Raw genomic sequence first — 24303 nt, 5'->3', positions numbered from 1 at the left:
CAACCAACGAATAGCCAACGGAACAACCGGACCGCCTATTTACTCTTTCTTCTTGGGAGTAACGAAGCCGATAGGATTACGCGGCTTATCTGCTAAAGCCTTTTGCGCCTGCAATTCGGCTAACGTCTGATTTATTAATTCTAACTGCGTCCGAGTGTCGTCATTGATGTCGTTATAGTCTGCAAATACTTCCTCTATGTACTCCTTTAGTTCCTTGACTTCGTTTTGAAGTTCATATACTGGATCGGTCGGCGGGTTTAACAGTAACTGACGAACCGCAACGAAAGCACGCATTATACCCCTGTTTATTCCAATAGCAGTATCAGAGTTTAGAACACTACTAAGCATTGCTACGCCTAGTTCCGTAAAAGCAAAAGGCATATATTTAAAATTGCTGCCTCTTCCTTTGTTCAAGGTCACAATTTGTGATCTTGAAAGTTCGTCCCTCGTGAGTTCAAACATAAAGTCCTCACCTTCGAACCTTTTTAAATTACGTCTAACAGCTTGTTTTAGCACCCTGTTTTCTATTCCGTACATTTCCGCCAAATCAAAGTCTAACATCACCTTTTACCCGCGTATGTCGTAAATCTTACTTTGTATTACTTCGAGTTGTATTCAACTTGTCGAAATCAGACTGAAACACACGGTCCTGAAAGATACGGTATTTCTCAAATTCGGTTTCTGCATAATCTTTCGCTTGTTCGGCAGACATCTTTCCTGAATCATTTAATATGGGGCGGTCATCGCTATCCAAGAATTTATCTATACGTTTTGCCCAATCTTCCATTGTCATAGGAATATGCCGCTTTGCCCGGTCTTCTGCCAAATCCAGAAAAGCATTGACCAACCGTCCCATTGACTCCAGTTCTTCTTCTTTCAAATAATTCTTTGCTATCGACACATCTGTTTTTACAATCTTTCCGTTAGGAGCTTTCTCCCAGGTAGTTAGTCCCATGTGTTCCTTCTCTGCATCGGCACGCTCTACAATAAGTTCTGCCGCCGTGTGTCCATGAACTGCATAGTGCATTTTGTTCTGGACTTTTTTGAAAAACAAACGTGTGGTCGGGGCATTGAGGTTATAGTCTATGCTGGTAGCATAAATATCTGTTAGCTTTTGGTAGAAACGTCGCTCACTCAATCGTATTTCCCGGATTTCAGCAAGCAAATGTTCAAAGTAATCTTCATTGATGAATGATCCGTTCTCCATTCGCTTTTTATCAATGACATATCCACGAATGGCAAACTGCCGAAGTATAAATGTACACCATTGCCGAAATTGAGTGGCGCGCACGGAGTTGACGCGATAGCCGACTGAAATGATGGCATCAAGACTATAAATAAAAACTTCACGAGAAATATTCCGATTACCTTCTTTTTGAACTATCCGGTTTTTCCGGATAGTTGTATTCTTATCTACTTCTCCTTGCGAATATATATTTTTCAAATGTTCATTAATTGTGCGTATATCAACATCGAACAATATCGACATCGTCTTCTGCGTCAGCCACAAAGTTTCGTCCTGATAAAGCACTTCAATGCCTTCTTCTTTATTCTCTATCTGAAAAATAAGAAATTCAGCCGTACTATTGCGTATTTGCAGTTTCTTGCTTCCGTTATTACTTTCTTCCATATTCATCTTGAACATTCATTTCTTTTATCAGAAACAAATGTACTTAGAACATATCGAACTGCCAAAGATAATATCTCCTATTTTATCTCCACCTTCGTCTGTAATCTTATGTCATTGGAAGCAGCGCCAATCATTATCTGAAAAGTTCCCTAAAAAGATCATAATTACAGTAGAAAGCTTTCTCCGTAATATCTTCGCTTTATGGATTCAACAGATTTTATTCGTATTTTTCCGGTTTACATATTGGTTTACATGAACCGCATAAATTATATGTATAAAGGTACTGGCAAAAACATTTAGATGGAAAAGATATAAACAGGGGAAATAGTAACTTCTTCATAAAACAAACATAAATAAAAGAAACCTGCTTACCCAAAGAATATTATCTTTTCAGTAAGCAGGCTTTCACTCATATTCAAAAATGCAAAGAGCAAAATCTCTCACAAATTTGTGTGTTCCATTAATTGATAGCTATCGGAGCATCCAACGTCTTAATAGTAATTCCATTTGTAGTACCGTTTATACGCCCTGTGGCATCTTTGATAACTCCACCTTCCTGAGTCTCCGATCCGTCTAGTTTATAATAAAGTGCCAAGCCTTCTGAAGCAGGGTCAACACCCAGCATATTCTGCTTAAGTTGATTTTCCGTACGGGCTACACTCCAAACACGGACTTCACTCATTTTACCATGGAATGGACGTTCACCCCATTTGAAACCATAGATTCTACCAATATAAAAACCCATATCCGAATTCGGATCAAAACCGTCAATCCCCCAATCTGAACCAGCCCATTTCTCACCATTTACATAAATGCCTGTTTTTCCTGTCGGTTGATCATAAGTCAACGCTACATGATACCAACGATTTGTTAACAACGGTTTCGTTACACGGTAGTTCTGTCCTCCGGCTACTTCCAAATAATCTTTAGGAGTAATTCCTCCTCCCGCATCACCGATACGGAGGATCATCACACCTTCGGTTCCCATAATCGTATTATTATCGAGGAAATAATCCACATTAATCAATGCTTCGTAAGTGAATGACGAGAAGAAAGTACCGACAGGGAACTTCACAGAAATATAGTGATTACTGAAGTTACCAGCTTTGGTAATTTTCAACGGTTTGGAGAAAAAGAAATATGCAATGTTTGTTCCGGAAAGAGTCGACACCGAAGACGAATGCACCCGCATAGGCAAAACATACGAGTTCCCGGCTTTCAAAGCTTCTAACCCGGAAAGTTCGACTTCTACATTATCCGCATACAATTTTCCACTCGAAATAGAAGATGTCGTACTGCTTAGCTTTACCTGCGAAACATCAAGCATCTCATAATTTGTGCCATACTTTGCATTGTATTCGTCTACTACACTTGGTTCGGCTACACTATATGATACGTCTACCTGAGAGGAAGTTGCTGACGAGAGTCTTGAAACCAGATCAAATGTCATTACATCCATTTCATCTTCCACCGAGAAATTATATTCCTTGCTTTCGAAATAAACCTTAGGCTCCAGCAGGTCATTCATGCTGTCGTTGCAAGCGCCCAACAATAACGCCATACTACCTACCATCAAATAATAGAATATATGTTTATTCATCATCTTTTTACTGTTTTAGAATTTTATAAGTCCACTTATTCCTGCGGTTTATTTGCCGCTTCGTTTTGTTTCGCTTTCCATTCATTGAAAACCCGCTGATTGATTTGAATAGCCTGACGCATCCATTTATAATTTGGCGTATTGTCATAATCATTATCGAAGCGATAAGCTCCTACTCCACCTTTATAACCTTCTCGCGGCATAGCAGCTGCCTGCTTCAGCAATTGACCTCCATTAGTGGCATACTTTTCAAAGTTCTCTGTGCAGATTATTTTTTTAGGATCAACGCCATAACCATCAAAACCGGGATTGGAACTACCATAACTTTGTATAATCCAATAATCGACATACTCATCCAATTCATGGGTAAGCCCATAAATATTTCCATCAATACAGATCATTTTATGTCCTTTACCTTCCGGATCGCTTTTCGGGCCAATGTAATTGTTCATCTCTTTAACCAAATGAATCAAATGCTTATTCTGACTCAATGTGCCATCCATATCAAACACACCACTACCGATTTCCCAGTCTACATCATAACCGTCCCATTCGTTTGCATACAAAGAATCGCACAGAGCTTTGGCAAACTTCGCCAGACATGCATAATGGTTTTCACTTTCAAACTGACCTTCAAATCCCCAATATTTCCAACGGGCTTGTTTCTTCGCCGTTTCCAATTGAGCCGCCGACCAGCCTTCTTCCTCCGCTTGTTTTTCCACTTCGAGGTATACCGAATTTGGTGTCGCACCCTTACCAAGATAAGAAAGCAGACTTACCTGCAACAGTTTCGTTCCTTTCACCTTTTGCACAAACTCTTTATCTGCCTTCTGCTCCGGAGTGATTTCATAACGTCCTGGAGCGCCACTCCACATTGAAACAAAATCCATACTATCGGGCATAGCAGAGAGATATCCTCTTCGATAAGCTCCAGCAGGCGCCCAATTGGAATACCATCCGAAAGCTACGGGACGATTGTAATTCCAAGCAGTCGCCTTATAGGCGCGCAGATTGGCATAATATGCCTCACTCTCCGCATTGTTCATTGTGGCATACCCGCCTATATGGTCTATCTCAATATTCTCCACATCCATGCAAGAAGTTACCATCATGCCTGTCAATGGAATAATATATAACAATTTTCTTAATGATTTCATATTCTTCATCTGTATTAAAATGATACATGTAGGTTATCTCTTACAATCCCACCACAAACGGGTAGAAGACTTATCTTCGCCACCTGCACCGTTATTGAACAACTTCAAGGCTGCTTCATAAATAGCCTTTCCCTCGTTAGTCTGAGAAAAACTGGTGGGATAAATCATACGGCGAATACCGCCCTCAAGAGTTGCGCCCTGCACTGCTCCTTTCAAAGTCTTAATGACATTCAACTTCGGATAACCGGTTCTTCTCCATTCCGTCCACGCTTCCTGTCCGTTAGGAAACAAAGCAATCCACTTCTGAATCATAATTTTTTCCAACTTCTGCTCTGTTGTTCCTTCAAACTTGGCAGTAGTCTCACACGGAGCAGAAAGTGTTTGCCCATACTGATAATGGGAAAAAACATATGCCCGAGGTGACAAATTGGAATTCATATAATCGTCTACAGGATCGGTCACACCATTCTCCTGAAAAGACATATCAATGCCCTGTTTATACCATGAATCCGCACTGCCGAAACCTTCCCACACTAAAGCTGCTTCCGCACGCAAAAAATAAACTTCCGATGCACGCAGCCAATATGTAGGAGTTCCACTTTGAATATTGGGCTTTGAGCAAGATTTGTAGATGTCATTCTGCGCATTGGCATGCCCTGCCGGCACCGCTTGATACGTTTTTCCGTCGAAAGCCTCAACACCATAAGAGGCATTACCATCCATCGGCAAAAAATAAACGCTCAAACGCGGGTCTTCATATCCCATCAGATAAGAAAAGATGGAAGAACCCATACGAGCTTCATTATAGTTGCCTGCCAACCATTCAATGTTGTTGCGGAAAGTCATACCCGCTCCTTGACTCATTTGAGCCGCATCATCCTTAGCCGTCATCACGCCAATAGAATGATTCACTGCTTGAGTAGCATACTTTTTCGCCAGTTCCGCATCAGCGAAGCGGACACGCATAGCCAAACGAAGCATCAGCGAATTGCCGTATTTCACCCATTTGGTAGCATCTCCGGCATATACCGCATCATAAGCGCCCATTACATTCACCCCATTTTCCGCCTTTTCCGTTAATTCTTCAATGGCTGCGGTCAATTCTTCAAACATCGCCGTATACACCTCTTTCTCCGAATCGAACGGAATGTTCATTGTAGCGTCCGCCGCATGAGAATAAGGCATCGGACCGAAACTTTCAAGTGTCTTGTGCCAAGCGGAAATCTTCAGAATTTGAGCCAAAGCAAAGACTTCGGGCGTACCATTTTTCTCGGACGCTATTTTCAATTTCTTCCAAGGATCAAGAGCATTGGTATAAGACTGTGTATAGGTCGCTTTTATCCAATTGTCCAACAAATAATAAGTAGTATTGTTACTACCTGCGTTCCAACCGTTACTGTTGTTCTCGCCAAAAAATCCACTCCAATTATCGGCCGACAGATGATAAGCTATTTGATATTCATTGATAACATCTGTATCATCAGCCTGTGTGCCTACGGGAATCACTGTCCGTTGCATAGCTGTAATCAGCCCTCCGACTTCAAAACCATCCATCGCACCTTCTCCGTCGCTCATCTCAAATTGGTTGGTATTGATTTCTTCAAAATTGCATGAGGCAAATAGCGCCATTGCGCATATCACCGCTAATAGTTTAAAATGATTCATTTTTCTCATAATAAAGAAGGTGTATTATAATTTAAATTTAATACCGAAGCCAAAGCTACGAACACTCGGTTGCATAAAATAATCATTACCTTGTCCGTAAGTACTAGTGGAAGGAGTCAGTTCCGGATCGAACGGAGCTTCGCAATACAACATCCAAGGATTGTTGGCTATAAACGAAACTGTAACATCTTTCAACACGTTACCAAACCACTTATTAGGCATAGTATAGCTAAAGGTAAGTTCTTGCAAACGAATATTGGTGGCACTGTATACATAGTAACCGGAAGTTTCATAATTTCCCGTACCTGTCATCTGATAATAAGACTTCGCATCTACCAGACCTTGTCCCTTCAACAATACGCCTCCCGCTTCACGAGCCTCAGCCGAACGTTTGGACACACCGTAACGATCAAGCAATGCCTCTGTAGAAGAGGTCACCACACCACCAAAACGCCCGTTGATTTGGAATCCGAGTCCAAAGCCTTTGTATGTCAACATATTACTCCATCCCAGATTAAAGTCAGGAGAAGTTTTTCCCAAATAAACAGGTTCCCCCTTTTCCATTCCAAAGGTTCCGTCGCTCTTTACCTCAACATATCCCAGGTGGTCTTTCTTCAAGAAGGTGTTGGCATAAATATCGTGGATACTTCCGCCTTCTTTCAAGATGACACGACCACCATCCTTCAAAACCTCCGGAATATTAATCGGTTCATCCATCAAATCCGTATGATAGTTTTCAACCATCTCCTTAATCTCGTTTATATTTCGAGAGAATGTCAATGTTGAAGAGATTCCTAATCCGAACTTAAACTGATCGGAATAGCTTAATGAAGCCTCCCAACCACGATTTTCCACATTACCGGCCTGCAAATAAATCTGCTTGTATCCGGTATATTCCGGAAGATCACCCAAGAAGGTCTGATTGTATGTATTAGAATGATAGTAGGTTACCTCCGCACTTAATTTATTCCACAACTTCAGACTTAATCCAAATTCGTATGACTTTGTACGCTCTGCCTTGAAATCAGTAAACGGATAGATACCGGTAGGATCTAATGCACCACCCACAATAGGGGTAGTTACCGTACCCGGAGTCAGTCCCGAACGGGATACAGGCGCACCGACTTCCGTATACGAACCACGAACTTTCAGGTAAGAGATAAATTCGGGCAATTTGACCATCTCGGAAATAATCCCGGACAGACCGATTGAGGGATAGAAGAAAGATTCTTCATCGGTATTCACCAAACGTGAATTCCAGTCATTACGTCCGGTCAGCGTCAAATAAAGCATACTCTTCCAACCAAGTTCCAAATTGGCAAAAACAGCATGATTACGTACACGACTATCACCACCCTTTTCTGAGATACGACCATTAGCCGGATCGATATTAGAAGCCGCAAATTTATTGGGCACTCCCAATAATGTCCCTTTGTATCCTCTCTCCAATGCCCAATAGTTAGAATAGTTCCAACCCGCATTGGCAGAAATACTGAAATCAGCTATATGTTTATTTACGTTCAACATAAAGTCGGCATATTCCTGACGGTCTTCATAGTTATTGTATCCATACAGTCCTTTCTTTCCTTCCGCAAATTTATCGTCGGATGAAGCGTAAATCTTGCGTTCAAACAATACATGTGTGTCATCCATTCTGAAACGGGCTGTCGCATTCAACCAATCGGTAATATTATAAGTCAACCCTACGTTGAACATATAACGACTCTTTTCATTCGTAGCTACATTGCGATAAGCAGTCCAGTAAGGGTTCTGTGAAGCATATACCGGATCTGCCACCGGCCAATACTGAACCGGAAGTTGGCGACTTTCATCGAAATGTTCGAATGACTTAATTCCATCAAAGTCTTCACCACGAGGGAACAAATAGGCGGCCATCACCGGATTCCAATATTGTCCTTGCGATACCATATTCTTGTCTTTCTGTTTCACATACGACGCACCTAAATCGAGTTGTAATTTATCATTAAGGAAAGTTGCCGTATTACGGATTGTGAAATTCAAACGATCATATTCATTATTAGGTACAATACCTTTGGAATTGGTAGAAGAAACAGAAGCAAAAGTCTGATTCGATTTCGTACCGGTGGTCAACGTAACCGAATTAATAAAGTTTGTTCCGGTATTAAAGAAATCCTTCTTAGGATCATAACTTGTAGGAGTCAACAGTTTCTCACCCCAGCTTTCATACATATCTTTTTTGTTACCATACGTATTTTGAAACTCAGGAGTCATATAAGCTTTGCTGAACTCTGAAGAAGAAGAGAACTGCACTGAAAGTTTTCCTTCTTTTCCTTTTTTAGTGGTAATCAAAATTACACCGTTAGCGGCACTACTACCATACAACGCAGCAGCCGAAGGACCACTCAAAACAGAAAGACTTTCAATATCTTCGGGATTGAAGTCGGCGATTCCTTCTGTTCCGGCCTTACCTTCACCCATAATACCACTGTCGGTATTTCCCATATTGGTATTGAACAAAGGAATACCGTCCACCACATACAAAGCATTATTATCACCTTCAATAGATTTTGCACCACGCATTACAACACGTGTCGCACCACCAACTCCACTAGCACTTTTGTTTATACTCACTCCGGCTATCTTACCGTTCAGCGAGTTTACGAAGTTAGCATCTTTTACCGTAGTCAGAGCATCTCCCTTGACTTGTTGTACATTGTAAGACAACGCCTTTTCTGCACGTTTGATACCCAATGCCGTCACAACAACTTCATCGAGCACTTCTGTATCCTGCTTCATTACAACCGGATAGAAATCTTTCTTGGAAACAGGAATTATCTGTGCAGCATATCCGATATAAGATACTTTGAGAATAGATTTCTCTGCCGCCTTGATCGTAAAGTTACCATCGAAATCGGTAATCGTACCTGTAGAACTACCATCCACAGATATATTTACTCCAATCAACGGTTCACCGCTTTCATCAGTAACCTTTCCTTTGATATTTTTAAGGGTTTGTGCAACTACAGGCTTCTTTTCAGCTATTATGATGTAGTTACCTTGAATCTGGAATGAAAAGCCCGTCCCTTTTAAGATGGTATCAAGTGCGGTTTCGAGGGATGCGTTCCGCAAGTTTAACTGGGCTATTACTTTTCCTTTTAATTCGGAATCACTATAATTTATAGACTTTTTAGACTGTTTTTCCACAGTTTTTAAGGCATCAATGACAGTGATGTTCTTTTGCTGGATAGTTATTTTACTATCATTTTGAGCCAAAGCGAAAGTCTGTATAAGAATAAGACTTAAAAAAGTGAGAAAGACCCGCTTATGAGCTATTTTTTCTGCTATTTTTTCGTAGATTTGTAGCATCTTTAGTATTAGTTAATTGGTTATTATTCTAGGATCATTCAGAATAGCGTCAATATTACGCTAATATTAAAAGAGATTGATTTCATATCCGGGAGGAACGGCCATTCCTTCCGGGTATTTTTTTGCATTACGTATTAAATTTAAAAGGTTCTACAATATATTTATTCTTTACTAGTTACATAGCACTTATTTCCCTTGATAACATAGTTTACATTTCCTACAACTTGCGATATAATCTTCATAACTTCCTCCAGATTCGCCTGTTTGGAGAAGCGGAAACTATATGTATTCTTTTTCAAGCTATGAAGGCTATATACAAAAGCATAAGGAAATTTGCGTTCAAGACTTGTAAAAATATCCTCCAGATACATATTACTAAAAACCAATTCCCCACGTTGCCATGCCGTCACATCATCTATCTCAGGCATCCGCAGATTGTGCGCTTTCGTATGTTTGTCATATACCAACTGTTCATTAGGCTTTAAAATAATATTGGACAGCAAGTTATTGAATTCAACTTTCACACTACCTTCCAGCAAAGTAGCCATCAGTTCGCTATTTTCCGGATAAGCATTTACATTAAATTCAGTACCTAAAGCAGTAACTTGATAATCATTGGCCTTTACAATGAAAGGATGCTTCTTATCCGGTTTCACTTTAAAGTTGGCCTCACCAATCAAATATACGCTTCTAGTCTCTCCTGTAAATTTTTCCGGATATAGTAGTATACTCTTCGAATTCAGCATGACATTTGTACCATCCGGTAATGTAAGTTCACGAATTTCCGCTGTCGGTATATAGCATTCAACTAAATCTTTTTCCGGCCGTTCCTTTTCCAACATCAAATAAATAGAAACGGATGAGACTGCTAACAAGAAAATAGCTGCAGCTCTCCATATAAGCAACTGGTAATTTCTACGTGAAGTGATAGACTGCATTCCCAGATTCTGCCGCATTCGTTGTATTGATTGTTGTATGCCATCAGGCACTTTCTGTTCTCCTGCTTGTTTCCAAAGCTCACGAAGAGCCTCACTCTTTTCATCAACATGCTCCTCATCAGCCAACCACTGTTGCACTTTCTTCTGTGTTCCGGCTGAATAGCTATTATGGCCGAATAATTCTACGAGTTGTTGAATATAATTTTTCATGAATCTTTTTCTTTCTTTTTTGGGCTTTATACACTAAATACAACTACTACATACATACTACTTAAAAATATTAGAGAAAAAAATAAAAAAGAGGAGTACTTTCTTTAATTCGATCAATGCTAAATAAACCTGATGCTCTATTGTTCGGATAGAAACATCGAGTTTATCAGCTATTTCTTTATGACTTAATCCCCTGAAACGACTAAGTTCGAATATCAACCTCCGACGCTTCGGCATTTTCTCCAGGGTGAGTTGAATAATCATCAACATCTCCTTATAATATACGTTATTCAAGATCTCTTCCTTTTCTGTTAATTCATAAAGAAGAGTCTTCTCTATAACTTCCGACTGATATTCCTGTTCTACCTGTTGATGTTTAAAGATATTCAGAACTATATTTCTAGTCATTATAAAAATATAATTGTCTAGTTCTTTATCATTATCCAGCCACAACTCAGGCTGCAACCAGAGCTTACAGAAAACATCTTGAGCCACATCTTCTGCATCCGCTTCCGATTTTAGCAGCATTTGAGCAAAGTTCTTTACCTTTGGAAAATTCACAGTGAAAAACCTCTGAAACTTTAATTCAATCTGCCTGTCATTATTCTCCATCTCTCTAGTATTTTTCAGTGTTAGCGGTTAAATCAAATATTACATATATTTAGGTCTAAGGAATGATTCAATATAATATTATACATTAAATCATAATCTAAAAGCAAAATAAAAGATTAATAACACAATAAAAAAATATTATAACTCTTTTTTGGTTTATTTCTTCCAAGCAGCTATCATATAGAACTTTCCAGAAAATAAATAAAATGTATATTATACACCCATAAAAATAAAAAGGCTTCATGAATCAATGATTCATGAAGCCTTATAAAGAATACTCGTACTCGAAGCGGGACTTGAACCCGCACAGCCGCAATGGCCAAAGGATTTTAAGTCCTTCGTGCCGGGTCACCATTCGAGCATCCTAATGGCTATAAATCAACACATTACCTAATTTACATCTATCAATGTACCCATGTGGTTTACATATTGGTTTACATCAACCATGTAAAACAAGATAAGTTATTCAATACGTTAATAATCCCTTTGCAGTATAATACTGCACTACAAAAGTAATGAAATTATTTGTTCCAATAGTCAAATTACAGCATATTGATAATAAAAAAACAGCAAATGAATTTCTTCAAATGCTGTTTTTATCGATGACGATTATTCTTCATATATATTCCTTATCTCACGCCAAGGAGAAGTAGTACTGTAAGAATTAAAACACCCTTTAGGAACATATAATTTAGTATATTTAGCTTGGTCAGAATTAAAAATAGAAGCTGCGGAATATGGAGCAATCCGAGTTTTTATATGTACCTCAATATTAGCAGAACACCCCCAAAATATATTATACCCTATATTCTTTAAATTTGAACCTATATTTATTTTTTTTAGACCACAGCCCAAAAACGCTTCTGTCTCAATAGTAGTCACAGCCTCTGGAATATCAATATCTTTTATTCCCGACGAAATAAACAGCTGTTTGCTTATTTTATTTAAATTAGACGGTAACTTCACTGTCTTTAGCGATGTACACTTATGGAAACTAGCATTACCTATTTCTGAAATATTATCATGTAAATTAATTTTCGACAACTGAGTACAACAAAAAAAAGCATATTCTTCTATTTTGGTTATATTATCAGGAAGGACTATTTCTTGCAAAGTCCTACAATTGTGAAATAATCTAATAGGTATAGTATTGGATTTGGTAGTATACTGTTGATGATTATGTATATAATATGTCCCTCCACCAACAAAAAATGCATTAGACAAATCAAGCTTAGTCAACTTTCCGTTTGTTACATACTCATCACCATATACATTTGTTCGGGACATCTCCCTAACAAACAACATATCATCACCATTTACATAACCTCCAAGAGTTAAGTCCGTTATTTCATTCTTTTTGTCATCACTAATATAATTACTTAATGTCCCTCCTTCACTTAAGAATATGACAGCTTTTCCCCCTTCTATCCGATTTTTACCACCTTGTATTATCTGCACCTCCCGTTTAACATCACTTTTTTCATCATAAAATAGTAAACTTGCACAGCGAATTTTATCCGTTGTATTTTGTTTGATAGTATAATAAAGAGTATGACTTGATATTCCACGAGTATGTGATGCTTCTTGTATCCAATCCACAGCAGGTAATTTTACCTTAAAATCAAAATTACTTTTAACTCTAACAGTAATCATTTCTTCACTATCACTTACTAAATACTTAGCTGAAGTAAGTAACATTCCTTCTCCTGTTTGATAAATATGTATTGTCTCTGATTTATCATTTCCTCGAATTATAATTTCCCCTTCACGTTTATCATATTCCCAACTATACTGTACAGTAAATGATAAAATATTGCTAGACAAAGAGCGAGATTTATTATTTTGAACAATCCAACTTTGATATGCTGGCGGAATAATGACTTCATATTCTATATTCGATTTTACTTCAACATCAATTATATGGTTAGATTTATCCAACTCAAAAATATTTGATGATACTAAAAGTGCGTCTTGCTGTTTTTGAGTAATCTTTATTCTTTTTTCTATTTCTCCGACTTTCAAAGTTAATATAGCATTACGTTCATCATAAAATGTGTTCTCTGTTACTTTTATCGTCAGTGATACAGTACCTGCTACTCCATTATTAGAGGAAACAGTACACCATTCTATATTAGTTGGTATAGCAATATTCCATTTCTTGTTAGTCTCGAAAGTTAAAGTTTTCTCCTCATTATTTGAGGTAAAACAGATTCCTTTTTCAAAATACCCTTCACTTTCTCCCAAAGGTATTAATATAGTCTCAACATCATGGCTTTCTTCCTCTCTTGAATCGTTGACAAGATTATCATCTCCACAACCTATCAATACAAGAAGCGCATATACAATGCTACTAATAAATACAATATAATTATTTCTCATTATTTCATTCATTTAAAAACAGTAAAGGAGTAAATGCTAGCCTAATAAGACTAGCACTATACGGTTAAATCCCAATTATTGTTTAATAAAAGTTTCTGTATGCCCTCCTTCTTCGATTAACTTCAAGCTGTTATCGGAAATTTCAACTGTATAAGTTTCAGGGTCATCATCTCCCCAATCAAGAACCAACTTAGTACTACCGTCAAATGTATAAGAGAATGATTCTGTATTAGACTCATCATCATACACATCATAAGATTCCCAAGTTCCTTTACCGTCTGATTTAAAAGTAACAATTTCTTTGTTTCCACCTCCCCACGTATAAGACCAAACACCTACTAACGGATTTTCATCTTCATCATCATCGCTACAAGAAGTAAAACCTGCACATAAAGCAATAACCAATAAAGTCGCAAACAATCTAAATGTTTTCATATTCTGTAAATAATCTTTTTGTTAATAAATTAATTGTAGTATAAGCTGCTCAAAAATTGAGTTGGCTACTTAAAAGATAGTAGCAAAAGTTGTTTCTTAATGTCTGATTCGTAGTTATATATCGTTTTATCTACCCTGTTCCCTTTGGATAGTATTACACAATGAAAAAGGCGTGGAAACTATTGAATATTATCATATTGAGGCTCTGGACTGCCCAAGGTTGAATAATAAACAATAGCCCACGCCAAACGATATATAGACTATCTTAACAAGATAGGTATATAACATTGACGTGAGCGTTCTTGCCTATTATCTTCAACCTTCGAAATTGTCCAGATTCCAATATGAGATAATATCTTAAACGCTCTTCGTTAACTAATATGTCCTTTCAGACCTAACACATTAGGCATCTGAAATTGCCACAAAGTTACAAAAAGCGTTTGTAATAGCAAGAACTATTGTTTATTAAAAGTTGAGGGTTATTTCTGCTTTATAAATTTATGGTAGTGGAAAAAATCAAGACTACCCATATAAAAACTAAATCTCTGAATTTTTCCACCCCACCGATATTTCATGCTTATGGCTTTATAAACTGATTTTTTATCCGTTGAACGGTGGAAATACCAATACTTTGTAGCTTAGCTATATTTCTGATTGAATAGCCTTTTCTTAGTAAAGCAATGACTTCTTTATATTCCTCTTTTTTCTTATCATCCGTTTTGGTTGAACCTGTCTTTCTGCCAAGTTTACCACCTTTGGCAATATAATTTGCCCTACCACTATTCAAACGGTATTGAATATTGCTTCTTTCGATATTTGCCATTTCTGCAAGTACTGTCACCATGATAGAAGCTATTGGATTAACTTCCCCATTTGGTTGCAAAGTATATAAGCCCAAGTTCTGTATGTAAACCGACACTTTCGATTCATGCAATATATCCAAAGAGCGAAGAACCTGTAATGTACTTCTTCCTAGTCTTGACAATTCAGACAAAAGTAGGATATTCACAGATTCACGTTTACAGTATTCCAAACACTCCCCTAAAATCTGTCTTTCCTCTATTTTCTTTGCACCTGAAATATGCTCCTGGAATATATTCACAATTTCTATATCCTGTGAGATAGCATATTTCTTTAAATCCTCTATTTGTCTGCTCGTGTCCTGTCTGTCATTACTTGACGAAACACGAGCGTATATTACGGCTGTTTTCATTTTATTCTTTGATTAAATTGATAACATGAAAGAATGTGTTCAAACCACCTTTACAAATTTATTTGAACACATTCCAGTTTTGAACACTAACGAGGTTTATTCGCTTCCTCAATATCCCATAAGCCAACTAAAAGAATAAGCAAGATTAACGGAACACAACCTGTTATAAAAGACAATACCACCCAAAAGAGCCAAACAAGTATCTTATAATAAAACATGATTCTTTATTTTACGTAGTTAATAAAATAGGAGAATACCCATTTCTGAATATTCCCCTGTTTAATCAATCAATAAACCACTTATATTTAGTGTCTCCATGCAAAGCGGCATTTATACCCGTTGCTATTTCGGTTGCATTTACCGCTCTATCCAAGAATGAATCTATATAACTGCTCTTGTTTGCTCCTGTCAATAGATTGTACAATTTCCACATACTAATATCATTCCCCAAGCTCCCAAAGTTCTTATCATTGATATATGCTTTTGCAACTGTATTTATCTGCGAATCAGTGATGAGCATTTTAGGAATATCTTTCTGATAACCTTGTGGCAATGATTGATAAAGTCTCATTCTCCCAAGTAATTGGCAAAATTGGTGTTCTGTGAGATATGAGTTACTAAGTGTTTGCATTAAATGTAGATGTTTTGCAGGTTGATAACTCTGAAACATTTCTAATACAGCCCGATATAAATCTTTGGTATTAGTAACTTCCAAGCAACTAAGAAAACCGTCTGTTGACACACACAAGTTTGTACAAACCTTACAAATAAAGCCAATAAACACTTTAAATCGTTCTGCTCCTTTCTTTGAATAAAGATTAGTGTGATTATAAGCACGAACACCACCAATAGTTAATATTAACTTATTCCCGTTCACCGTTTCGTAAATCGTAGGAATCTGAATAATAAAAGCACATCTTTCGTAGTAGATAGTCTTGTCACTTTCAAGAAGTTGATTTGCAGGTTTGTGTATTGCTTCGGGTATTCTCCCCTTGATAATGTGACTTACACGAATATCGGGCTTATCAATACTTTCACCACTGAAAAACGTATTTGCAGCGTCATAAACAGTATCAATAAATGCAGGGTGAGGAATTGTAAGCTCATTATCTTTGGCGAATACGGGTGTAATACAATCTTCTTTTAAATGTTGCATTGTTACCTCTAGTGTATTAGCTTCCAAGAAATGAGGATTCTCTTTTTTAACTTTTGGTTGTTCTTCGATTATTACCGCTTCTTCTGCATACTCACCAAAGTTACTTTCTCTTCTTACCTGTGGCACATTGCCAATAATTTGTAGATTTCTCATAACGAATAAAATTTTAAATGATTTATAAATTGATTACGTGGATTGAAATATATTTCATTTCTCTCCAACTACCCTCGGGGGACGTTAGAACTACTGTTCATGTGTTCATGTAACTTTCAATTCAGTAAATCATAGGAGAAATGAGCTGATATATATTTAAGCTCTTATTTTTATAGGTAGGGGGGATTATATATAAGTACCTGTACTTTATTGCACGCATATCTTTCTACTCTCCACAAATGGAACTACTTTAGACCATTACAGAATGTGGCATAACCATATAACCAATGTTTGAAGAATGAGTATCATTCATTTTTTAGCTTCCCCAATTATTCGTAAATTTGTGTATCCCATGAAGGAAGGATTACCGTATTACATTGAGGGCTTTTTATCTCCATTTCCCAATTACTATCAATGTGGTAAATTCATTTCTTCGCAGTCTTTCATAGATAAAGCCATGTCTGATAGATTTTATTGCAGTCGCCTATATACTAGTATTAGACGACCTTTTTCATTTTTGTAGCATAACCATAAAAAGTAGGGCAATTTGACGTCTGCCCTACCGCTTGTGGTTATGAAAATTTCTTCTTATTACCTACCATGTCAGAAGTATATACCTATCAAGAATTACGTGAATTAGCCTTGAAACACGGAATCAGAGATAATAAAGTCCATATCGGTGTATGGATACAAACACAAGGCTATCAAAAACAGAGAATACAGATTAACCACATTAGAAAAACATTTTATTTAAAATCCCATGATTGAGACAAGAATCCCAATAACACCTGACACAAGTACCACCCTTACAGATGAAACAACAGAACACATTGTTAATCACAAGGTAACAATCAAAATAGACAGAGATTATTTAAGAAAGAAGTATGCAGAACTATACGAACAACTGGCAAAAATAAAGCTGCCGCCCTCTTACAAGAAGAAATAAGTCCTCCGGTATCACCGACAACGTGTAAATCATCGTTAATAAAGCAATACTTACAGCCATTAACCAACGATATATTTATTCATATTTTTCTATTGTCATATAAGTAGCATAATTAAAATAATCGTATTTTTGCAGAAAAAGATTATTATGGTAGCTACAACTATTCATTTATTTATGGCTCTTGCATTATTTCTTATCCAAAACTGGATTGGAAGTAAATCTTATTCAAGAGGATATGTAAAATTTTCTCTATTAGACGATAAAGATGAAGCTTTATCTTTTAATTTTGTTATAAAAGTTTTTGGCCCAATTGTCTATCTTATTATTATGGTTGCAATATTACAATATTTTCATTGCAATCAGTTCCTATTTAACATCATAAATGTTGTCTATTATTATATCCTAATTAGGATTATAACTATATTTTTATACGAGCGTTCAAGTATTGTAAACTGGTGGAGGATAATATTCTATTACTCGTCCATTTTAACAATATCTTCAATTATATGTAGCAAATTCATTAACTCTGTAGATAATCTATTACCTGATTTTTCTGAAATAAAAAATGAAATTTGGCTATTGATAATTATATTCTTATACCAAGTAGGAAACAGAACAGAAGAAATATTACCAAAGGAGCCGTATGAGACTTCAAGGGCTTATCTACCAGAGCTGAAACAAAGAAAGAAAAGATATATCCTAAAAAAATATTCACATTACAAGAAAGAATATTGGAATATAATAGACAAAATTTCCAATCAAAACATACAAATAAACACTACAATCATTGCCATTCTAATTTTTGAAAATTTCAATAGACCACCAATTATTAGATTTGTCGAGCGTTGTCTAATTAAAATAACAAAGAAAGAAATGACGTTAGGGATAATGCAAGTATCTTCCAATAGAGCCATAAGTGATACTCAAAGTGTTGTTATAGGAACAGAAAATCTTTGTTCTAAATTTCGAAAGAATCAAAAGGAAAGCGAAACAGCTAGATTTCGACTAATGATAAAGCATCATTGTCCAGATAGAAAATATATTCGACAAGTTTTATTTATTACCAAATGTATTATTGATAATCTAGATAATCGCTATGATTATAGTGACTTGTATAGTGAAATAGAACATGAATTTGAGCTTTATGAAACCATTTAATATTGAAAGTATGGATAATAAGAATAATAACGTTAAAAATTATATTGAACAAGGAAAAGAATTAAAGAGTGGACAAATAGCATCAAGCCATTTAATTAAAACTCTAGAAATCTACGGTTTCATTCCTGTTAAAACAGGAAGAATCATATATAATGAAATTATAGATATCCACCCAAGAATAGATACTTTCGCTGTATATAGTAATAGAATCGTATCAGATAGCAAAGCACTACCATACTATAAAAAAATTTCATATAACCAGGAAGACATTGAATGCGACGTAAAATATGTCTATTCTCCTAATTTAAATTACGATGTAATATTAAAATGTCTTTCTTATTTAGATACTGGTAGATGCAATGGTTTCAAAACACATGACGAAGCAATTAAGTATATCAGCAGTATCATAAATAACAATATCGTTGTTTTTAAAACAGAATCGGGAGAAACCGAGCAAGTAAACACCAAATTTCATCTTGGTAATAAACATCAAGCTTTTCATATAGCACCTAAAGGTTCATTTGTTATGTATAGACAACCCCATGATAATGAACTTGGGTGTTTTTGCTTTGAATTCCAAGTTCTATGTCGATATGTAAACCATATCACAGGCAACGTTTCATACCTAATTTTAGACCCTTCTGAAATAAATATATTATGATAGTTTCGCAATTCTATTCTCTATCAGACACTTTTAAATTTGGTCAATACAAGGGCATGGCATTAAGCGATGTTATTGACTGGGATTATCAATATATTTATTGGTGCATGAACAGCATTTCCAATATGGAATTTCTAATTTATGATTCTGCAATAGAAGAATTAAAACAAGTCTATCCCCATTTTTATATATCTAATGATTTTGAAAACAAAAGAATACAAAGATTAGAGGAAGCTAGTAATATGACTACCATGTTAGAAGACAATAATGATTTCTACTACGATAGTGACTATTTTGAAAATAAAACTAATGAGAAATATAATGGCTTCTATGCACAAGATGAAATGGGATACAATGATGATGAAATAGACACTATTTTTGACGGTAATCCAGACGCTTATTGGAATATTGATTGAATAATAAAAGCCGCAGTTGAGCACATTTGTAAGTGTACTCGCTTGCGGCTATTTTTATGGTTTAAAATTAATCAATAAATCTCTTAATCAAATATCCCCTAGTTGGCTTTCCCTCGATTCGTTGAGTTCCAGCTTCCAGTTCAACCCATTCTTTTAAGTTCATAGGCTTCTTCATTCCAAATTGTTGTGCAATCGCCTTCAGTTCCTTAGAAGGCATAAATGCACCAATCGTTAATAATGTTTTTAGGCGTTGACCAATATCACTATCAGCACAAATATTCTCTTTTTTTAAAGCTTCAAGAGCAACTTTTACAGCCTTCATACTTCTTAACTTTTTCACCTGTTCCACTCCCAATTTACACAAAGCGTCTCTTATGAAAGGATATTCTTTTTCAATGCTCTGTTTTGCTTCAATATCCAAACAATATTTCATATCAGCATACAAGATAAATGTTTCCAAGAATGTAGGCTTCTTACAAACAGGCTTTATAAAGTTGTCGTCTAGTTGCACCCATTCCACTTTGGAATGTAATATACCTGCCCTCTCATATTCAGCAACTAAATCTTTCTGTGAACGATATATGCTATTCATTAACCTATAATTATAGAGTACAACTTTAGCTGCCATATCATTAACAATAAACTCATCATTTTTTTTATCATATTTGAGAAATGAGGATTTACCTAAATCTGACTTTTGTTGCTTCTTTGCTCCTATCGAAAGTCGGTTATATGCAGTAGCCCTTTCTTCAGCATATTCCAAGTCTTTTTCTATCTCCTTTTTTGCATCCTCATAATTTTCATAGTAGTCTTTTGGTCTTGTATTGAAAATATGAACGACCAAATTTCTAAACGGATTATTTGTATTTCTTATTCTCCCTGCAATTTGGGGAATATCCATATCAACACTTAGTAAAGTATGTTCATTATGAATATTACTCACGACATAACAGATACCTGTTTCAGAATAAAAATCCACTCCTTCAAACGATTTGGAAGTTATGAAATTAAATTTCTTTGGCGCATCCGTAGAACTAGATATCTGATATTCCCCTAATGTTCTACGGTTCTTGTCTTCATCAGCACAAATAATCCTGCAATCATCATTTGTAAGATGAGTATATTCTAATATTTTCTTTATTTCTGTGACACTGTTTATAAAGAAGTAAGCTTCGTATGATTTCAATTCATCTTTTTTTATATATCCCTCTCTCTGATACGCTTTAATAAGATTTGCAGTAAGCATATAAGCTCTATTGGTTTTATAAGGTAGAATCGTTAAAGGCTCTATATGTTTCCAATCAGCAATATATTCTTCCACGTCTTTTAAAGCATCCGGTTTGAAATCCATGGCAATTGGAGTAGCAGACATAAAACAATATGATTTAAACTCATTAAAATGTTCCAATACTCCTTCTACGGCTTCTTTTCTATAAGAATATATTTTCAAGAGATTATGATATTCGTCAACTAATAACCTATACTCTTTGGGGATAATAAGAGAAACTAGAGAAGGTATCTTATCATAAGTACACATTATTTTTTTCGTTCCTTCTTTAGAAAGATATTCTTTTAATCCTTTCTTTAATGTAGGAGTGAATGTACCATACAATCCGAAAAGATTTCTAACCGGACTCAATCCTGCCTTTCTATTTTCAGCCTTCCACACAATACTATTTCCGTTCTCATCTTTAGGTGGATAACACTTGTTTTCTATTAATTCAGTGGTAGGAACTACAATCACATAATTCTCACCATTTTTAAGAGCAATTGTTGTTCCGCCACAACCTGTGACTACTTTATTAAAGATACAATTATGAGGAAGGTCTTCTAAATCAAGAAAGCCGTCATGTTCTTGGATTTCTAGTTTTTTCATGTCTATTATTCAGAAAAAATTGTAACGCTATCATCGACTACAAAATTAATACTTTATAAATACCTGTACTACCATTTTCCTGACTTTCCATATTTTTTATATAGCTATAATCTGCAAAAAAATGTAACGAGAAAAATCGACCAAAAATAGCATCCTCGAAATAGGACATTTTTCGAACAGGGTCTATAAAAGTATTTTTTCGGTAAAAATGTCCTTCACATTATAGGATTTCCTCAATCAACAAATAACATCTTTCACCCTTGACCTTACATTCGGACACCATAAAAAAATCGCTTATAGTCTTACTTGTTATGGCTTTAGGGGGATGTATATTCAATAGAGCATAAATTCTCTTTATTTCTTCTTTTGTATATTTACGAGTGTATTTTTGACCAACAGTAAATGAGTTCTTTATTAAGCGAATTACCTCTGTTCCGGTTGCCTTCTCGCTGTATTGCTTCCGTATCATGGCTTCCATGATTTTCTTTTTGGAATATTTGAGTTGTTCAATCACTTCCTTACCTACTGTATCATAAGCTTCAACAATAAATGAATCAGCCGCAATTAAATCCCGCTTGTATTCCAGTTCCATTTCAGTAACACAATCTCCCAACATCTCCAACTGGCGGACTATCTCTTTACGCTTGTCTTTAATGGATTGAGATTTATTTTCCCTCTTTAGCCGTTCAAAGTCACCTATCGAATAGTAAAATCCATGTTGATAAGAAATAAATGAATCACAATTATCGTATGCCTCGTTTAGAGAGCCTTTATCGTAATAATAATTTTTCATCAATTCCTCATCTATGTAGTTGTCTATTGCAAACCAATTCTCTCTCCCGTTCCTATCAAGCATCTTATTAAAAGGAAGACTTTCCAGTGCAGCACGGTAAGCATCACGGGAAGCCCTGTCTGCTGCACAATCATAAAAGTTCTTCATTGTTCGATATATCTCCTTGCTGCAAACGATATATCCTTTTATTTCTTCTTTCGTTCTTTGTGGTATACCTTCTTTAACGTTACTAATGTGTGTAATTGATGATACACCATTTCTGAATCGTCCAACCATCTGGATAGCATCAGTATAAGGGTCTATCATTGTATGTTCTGCAAAGTAAACATCGGTTAACATTATTACATGAGGTTTCTGTTCTAACTCAATATCCACAGCATTGAAAAAACGGCTAGTGAAAAAATTGTACCATTTCATTTTATCAATACTGTACTGTTCATAGGCATTGGTAAATTTATTCCTTCCCAACTTATCAACACTCTTAGGGGCACAAAAGACTGCGGAATCTTCCAATAAATCTAGTTGCTTCATCAATGAATATATAATATCAGTTGAATTGATAAACACACAAATCGGAAGTGGTGCAGCTTCCTCATTATTTAGCTTGGATAGTGTATCTTTAAATGCTTGCAGCGTATTATTCGTATGATGAAGCCAAATCTCCTTTTTATAATCGAAAGTCGGCTGTATTTCTATCGTCTGAAAGTTCTGCTCCTTAAATCGAGGGTCATTCAATTCTATTGGTGTGGCAGAGACCAATGCTTTTTGGTCAAATTTAAAGAAATCATCTATCGGTAGTGTTATGTTATTCCGGTAATCCGCATCCTTCACTAGCTTATGACATTCATCAAACAGAAGAAAACAAGAACAATACGCACTCATTTCCAGTTCTTCAAATGCGTCCTTTACTTTCTGAAAACTTTCGGGAGTAGTAAGTATCTTATAATACTTATTCTTACTCTTCTCCAAATATTTTATGATATCGTCAGTATATACACCTTCATATACTCCGAACAGATTATCATCTTTATGTTTAGGGTCATTACATTTACCGATAATAACAGGAACATTCGGCTCAATGATAATCGAGTTACGTTTTGCGGTGATTTCTCCATAGGTAGCACCAAGTCCGGTCAACTTCTTATAAAGAATTGTATTCGTGGGAATTTCGGGAAGAACTTCGGTAAGGTATTGCACCCTACCGAGTTCATTAAGATTAATTTCTATTGTCATCTTCCTCATTAACGTCTATCACATCCATTCCTTCATTTTCGTACTCTTCCTGCTTGATTGCATCAAAATCGGGTGCATCTTGCAACAAATTTCCAGGAGTTTTAGCTTCATTAATGAACTGGGACAATTCTTCTACTGGTTTTACATTTAACTTTTTCATACATCTTAAATTTTAATAGATTTATAAATATAGGGAAGGAATTGCGCCTTCCCCCGTTAATAATTCAATTATGCTATCAATTCTTTTTCCAATAAATAATCATATAACTCTTCTGTCCTTTCCAACCGGAAGAAAATCTTTCCTTTTCTGAAAAAAGCACTGGCAGTAATTTTCGCTCCATACTCACGAAACGTAGGAACAAATTGTAATGCTTTTCCCGCTAAAATCAGTTGCTTAAAAATTGATAGTTGAAAATCCTTATCTTCTCCCTCACCATAAGCCGTAACACTATTAGGATTAAAACCAAAATCTTCCGCTTCTCCTGTTTCCAAATAAGTACGTAACCAACTTAATCCTTCTTGATTCAATATCAAACAGAAACCTTGAATCTTTTTGGATTCAATCCAAGCGCATGGATAGTTATCCTTGTTAGTGTAAAACTTAACATTCAATTGCTCACCTCTTTTCATCATTGCCTTTACAGTTTGCATTGCACCTTCATTATCATAAGACTTAACTACTTTCTTTTCTACAAATTCCAAATTCATAATCTTCATTTTTTTT

General features: G+C 36.0%; 20 protein-coding genes and 1 tRNA gene. 4 read left to right on the top strand and 17 right to left on the bottom strand.

From position 1 onward, the window contains the following. Positions 1-39: 39 nt before the first annotated feature. The 13 genes from HMPREF9009_RS06785 to HMPREF9009_RS06725 all read right to left on the bottom strand — a co-directional run bounded on the left by HMPREF9009_RS06785 (position 40) and on the right by HMPREF9009_RS06725 (position 16496). Positions 40-561, bottom strand: coding sequence for an ORF6N domain-containing protein (locus tag HMPREF9009_RS06785; RefSeq protein WP_008024499.1), 522 nt, complete (start codon positions 559-561; stop codon positions 40-42). 28 nt (positions 562-589) lie between these two features. Next, positions 590-1645 (bottom strand): virulence RhuM family protein, encoded by a 1056-nt coding sequence (locus HMPREF9009_RS06780; RefSeq protein WP_008024497.1) that lies wholly within the window; start codon positions 1643-1645, stop codon positions 590-592. A 445-nt stretch (positions 1646-2090) separates the two neighbouring features. Continuing rightward, a complete protein-coding gene (locus tag HMPREF9009_RS06775; protein WP_004305020.1) occupies positions 2091-3233 on the bottom strand; it encodes a DUF1735 and LamG domain-containing protein in 1143 nt (380 codons plus the stop codon). 32 nt (positions 3234-3265) lie between these two features. Beyond that, positions 3266-4387 (bottom strand): glycoside hydrolase family 18, encoded by a 1122-nt coding sequence (locus HMPREF9009_RS06770; protein WP_049701768.1) that lies wholly within the window; start codon positions 4385-4387, stop codon positions 3266-3268. Between the two features lie 33 nt (positions 4388-4420). Further along, positions 4421-6061: a SusD/RagB family nutrient-binding outer membrane lipoprotein gene (locus HMPREF9009_RS06765; protein ID WP_049701767.1), complete on the bottom strand. Its 1641-nt coding sequence runs from the start codon at positions 6059-6061 to the stop codon at positions 4421-4423. A gap of 15 nt (positions 6062-6076) precedes the next feature. After that, complete coding sequence (locus HMPREF9009_RS06760) at positions 6077-9400, bottom strand: TonB-dependent receptor (protein WP_049701766.1); 3324 nt, start codon at positions 9398-9400, stop codon at positions 6077-6079. Between the two features lie 161 nt (positions 9401-9561). Then, on the bottom strand, positions 9562-10548 hold the full coding sequence (locus tag HMPREF9009_RS06755) for a FecR family protein (protein WP_049701765.1): 987 nt from the start codon (positions 10546-10548) through the stop codon (positions 9562-9564). Between the two features lie 57 nt (positions 10549-10605). Further along, positions 10606-11160, bottom strand: a complete 555-nt coding sequence (locus HMPREF9009_RS06750) for an RNA polymerase sigma-70 factor (RefSeq protein ID WP_004310495.1) — start codon at positions 11158-11160, stop codon at positions 10606-10608. A 281-nt stretch (positions 11161-11441) separates the two neighbouring features. After that, positions 11442-11521, bottom strand: a tRNA-Leu gene (locus tag HMPREF9009_RS06745). Between the two features lie 248 nt (positions 11522-11769). Next, on the bottom strand, positions 11770-13539 hold the full coding sequence (locus tag HMPREF9009_RS06740; RefSeq protein WP_049701764.1) for a leucine-rich repeat protein: 1770 nt from the start codon (positions 13537-13539) through the stop codon (positions 11770-11772). Between the two features lie 75 nt (positions 13540-13614). Continuing rightward, on the bottom strand, positions 13615-13974 hold the full coding sequence (locus HMPREF9009_RS06735; protein ID WP_049701763.1) for a DUF5640 domain-containing protein: 360 nt from the start codon (positions 13972-13974) through the stop codon (positions 13615-13617). Positions 13975-14551: 577 nt separating this feature from the next. Then, on the bottom strand, positions 14552-15187 hold the full coding sequence (locus HMPREF9009_RS06730) for a recombinase family protein (protein ID WP_007754395.1): 636 nt from the start codon (positions 15185-15187) through the stop codon (positions 14552-14554). Between the two features lie 283 nt (positions 15188-15470). Beyond that, entirely contained in the window at positions 15471-16496 is a 1026-nt protein-coding gene (locus HMPREF9009_RS06725; protein WP_049701762.1) for a DUF3871 family protein, read from the bottom strand. Between the two features lie 760 nt (positions 16497-17256). On the opposite strand from HMPREF9009_RS06725, the gene HMPREF9009_RS06720 reads away from it, so the two are divergent. The 4 genes from HMPREF9009_RS06720 to HMPREF9009_RS06705 all read left to right on the top strand — a co-directional run bounded on the left by HMPREF9009_RS06720 (position 17257) and on the right by HMPREF9009_RS06705 (position 19677). After that, complete coding sequence (locus HMPREF9009_RS06720) at positions 17257-17442, top strand: hypothetical protein (protein ID WP_049701761.1); 186 nt, start codon at positions 17257-17259, stop codon at positions 17440-17442. A gap of 147 nt (positions 17443-17589) precedes the next feature. Then, positions 17590-18600, top strand: coding sequence for a hypothetical protein (locus tag HMPREF9009_RS06715; protein ID WP_049701760.1), 1011 nt, complete (start codon positions 17590-17592; stop codon positions 18598-18600). Further along, positions 18587-19261: a hypothetical protein gene (locus HMPREF9009_RS06710; protein ID WP_049701759.1), complete on the top strand. Its 675-nt coding sequence runs from the start codon at positions 18587-18589 to the stop codon at positions 19259-19261. The genes HMPREF9009_RS06715 and HMPREF9009_RS06710 overlap by 14 nt, the downstream gene beginning before the upstream one ends. Continuing rightward, complete coding sequence (locus HMPREF9009_RS06705) at positions 19258-19677, top strand: exodeoxyribonuclease X C-terminal domain-containing protein (RefSeq protein WP_049701758.1); 420 nt, start codon at positions 19258-19260, stop codon at positions 19675-19677. Before HMPREF9009_RS06710 ends, HMPREF9009_RS06705 begins: the two co-directional genes overlap by 4 nt. A 67-nt stretch (positions 19678-19744) precedes the next feature. Here the strand turns inward: HMPREF9009_RS06705 and HMPREF9009_RS06700 are convergent, their stop codons facing one another. From HMPREF9009_RS06700 to HMPREF9009_RS06685, 4 genes are all read right to left on the bottom strand, one after another. Beyond that, positions 19745-21553, bottom strand: a complete 1809-nt coding sequence (locus HMPREF9009_RS06700; RefSeq protein WP_198154745.1) for a DEAD/DEAH box helicase family protein — start codon at positions 21551-21553, stop codon at positions 19745-19747. 220 nt (positions 21554-21773) lie between these two features. Continuing rightward, positions 21774-23579: a DEAD/DEAH box helicase family protein gene (locus HMPREF9009_RS06695; RefSeq protein ID WP_083444152.1), complete on the bottom strand. Its 1806-nt coding sequence runs from the start codon at positions 23577-23579 to the stop codon at positions 21774-21776. Beyond that, positions 23563-23739 carry a hypothetical protein gene (locus HMPREF9009_RS06690; RefSeq protein ID WP_007754371.1) on the bottom strand — a complete coding sequence of 59 codons (177 nt, stop codon included), beginning with the start codon at positions 23737-23739 and terminating at the stop codon, positions 23563-23565. The genes HMPREF9009_RS06695 and HMPREF9009_RS06690 overlap by 17 nt, the downstream gene beginning before the upstream one ends. 68 nt (positions 23740-23807) lie before the next feature. Next, positions 23808-24296 (bottom strand): hypothetical protein, encoded by a 489-nt coding sequence (locus tag HMPREF9009_RS06685; RefSeq protein WP_007754370.1) that lies wholly within the window; start codon positions 24294-24296, stop codon positions 23808-23810. Between the last annotated feature and the right edge of the window lie 7 nt (positions 24297-24303).

This window comes from Bacteroides sp. 3_1_13 (assembly GCF_001185845.1).
GTDB lineage: Bacteria > Bacteroidota > Bacteroidia > Bacteroidales > Bacteroidaceae > Bacteroides > Bacteroides xylanisolvens.
The sequence above is the reverse complement of the archived record's forward strand: the minus strand, read 5'-3'. Positions and strand labels throughout refer to the sequence as shown.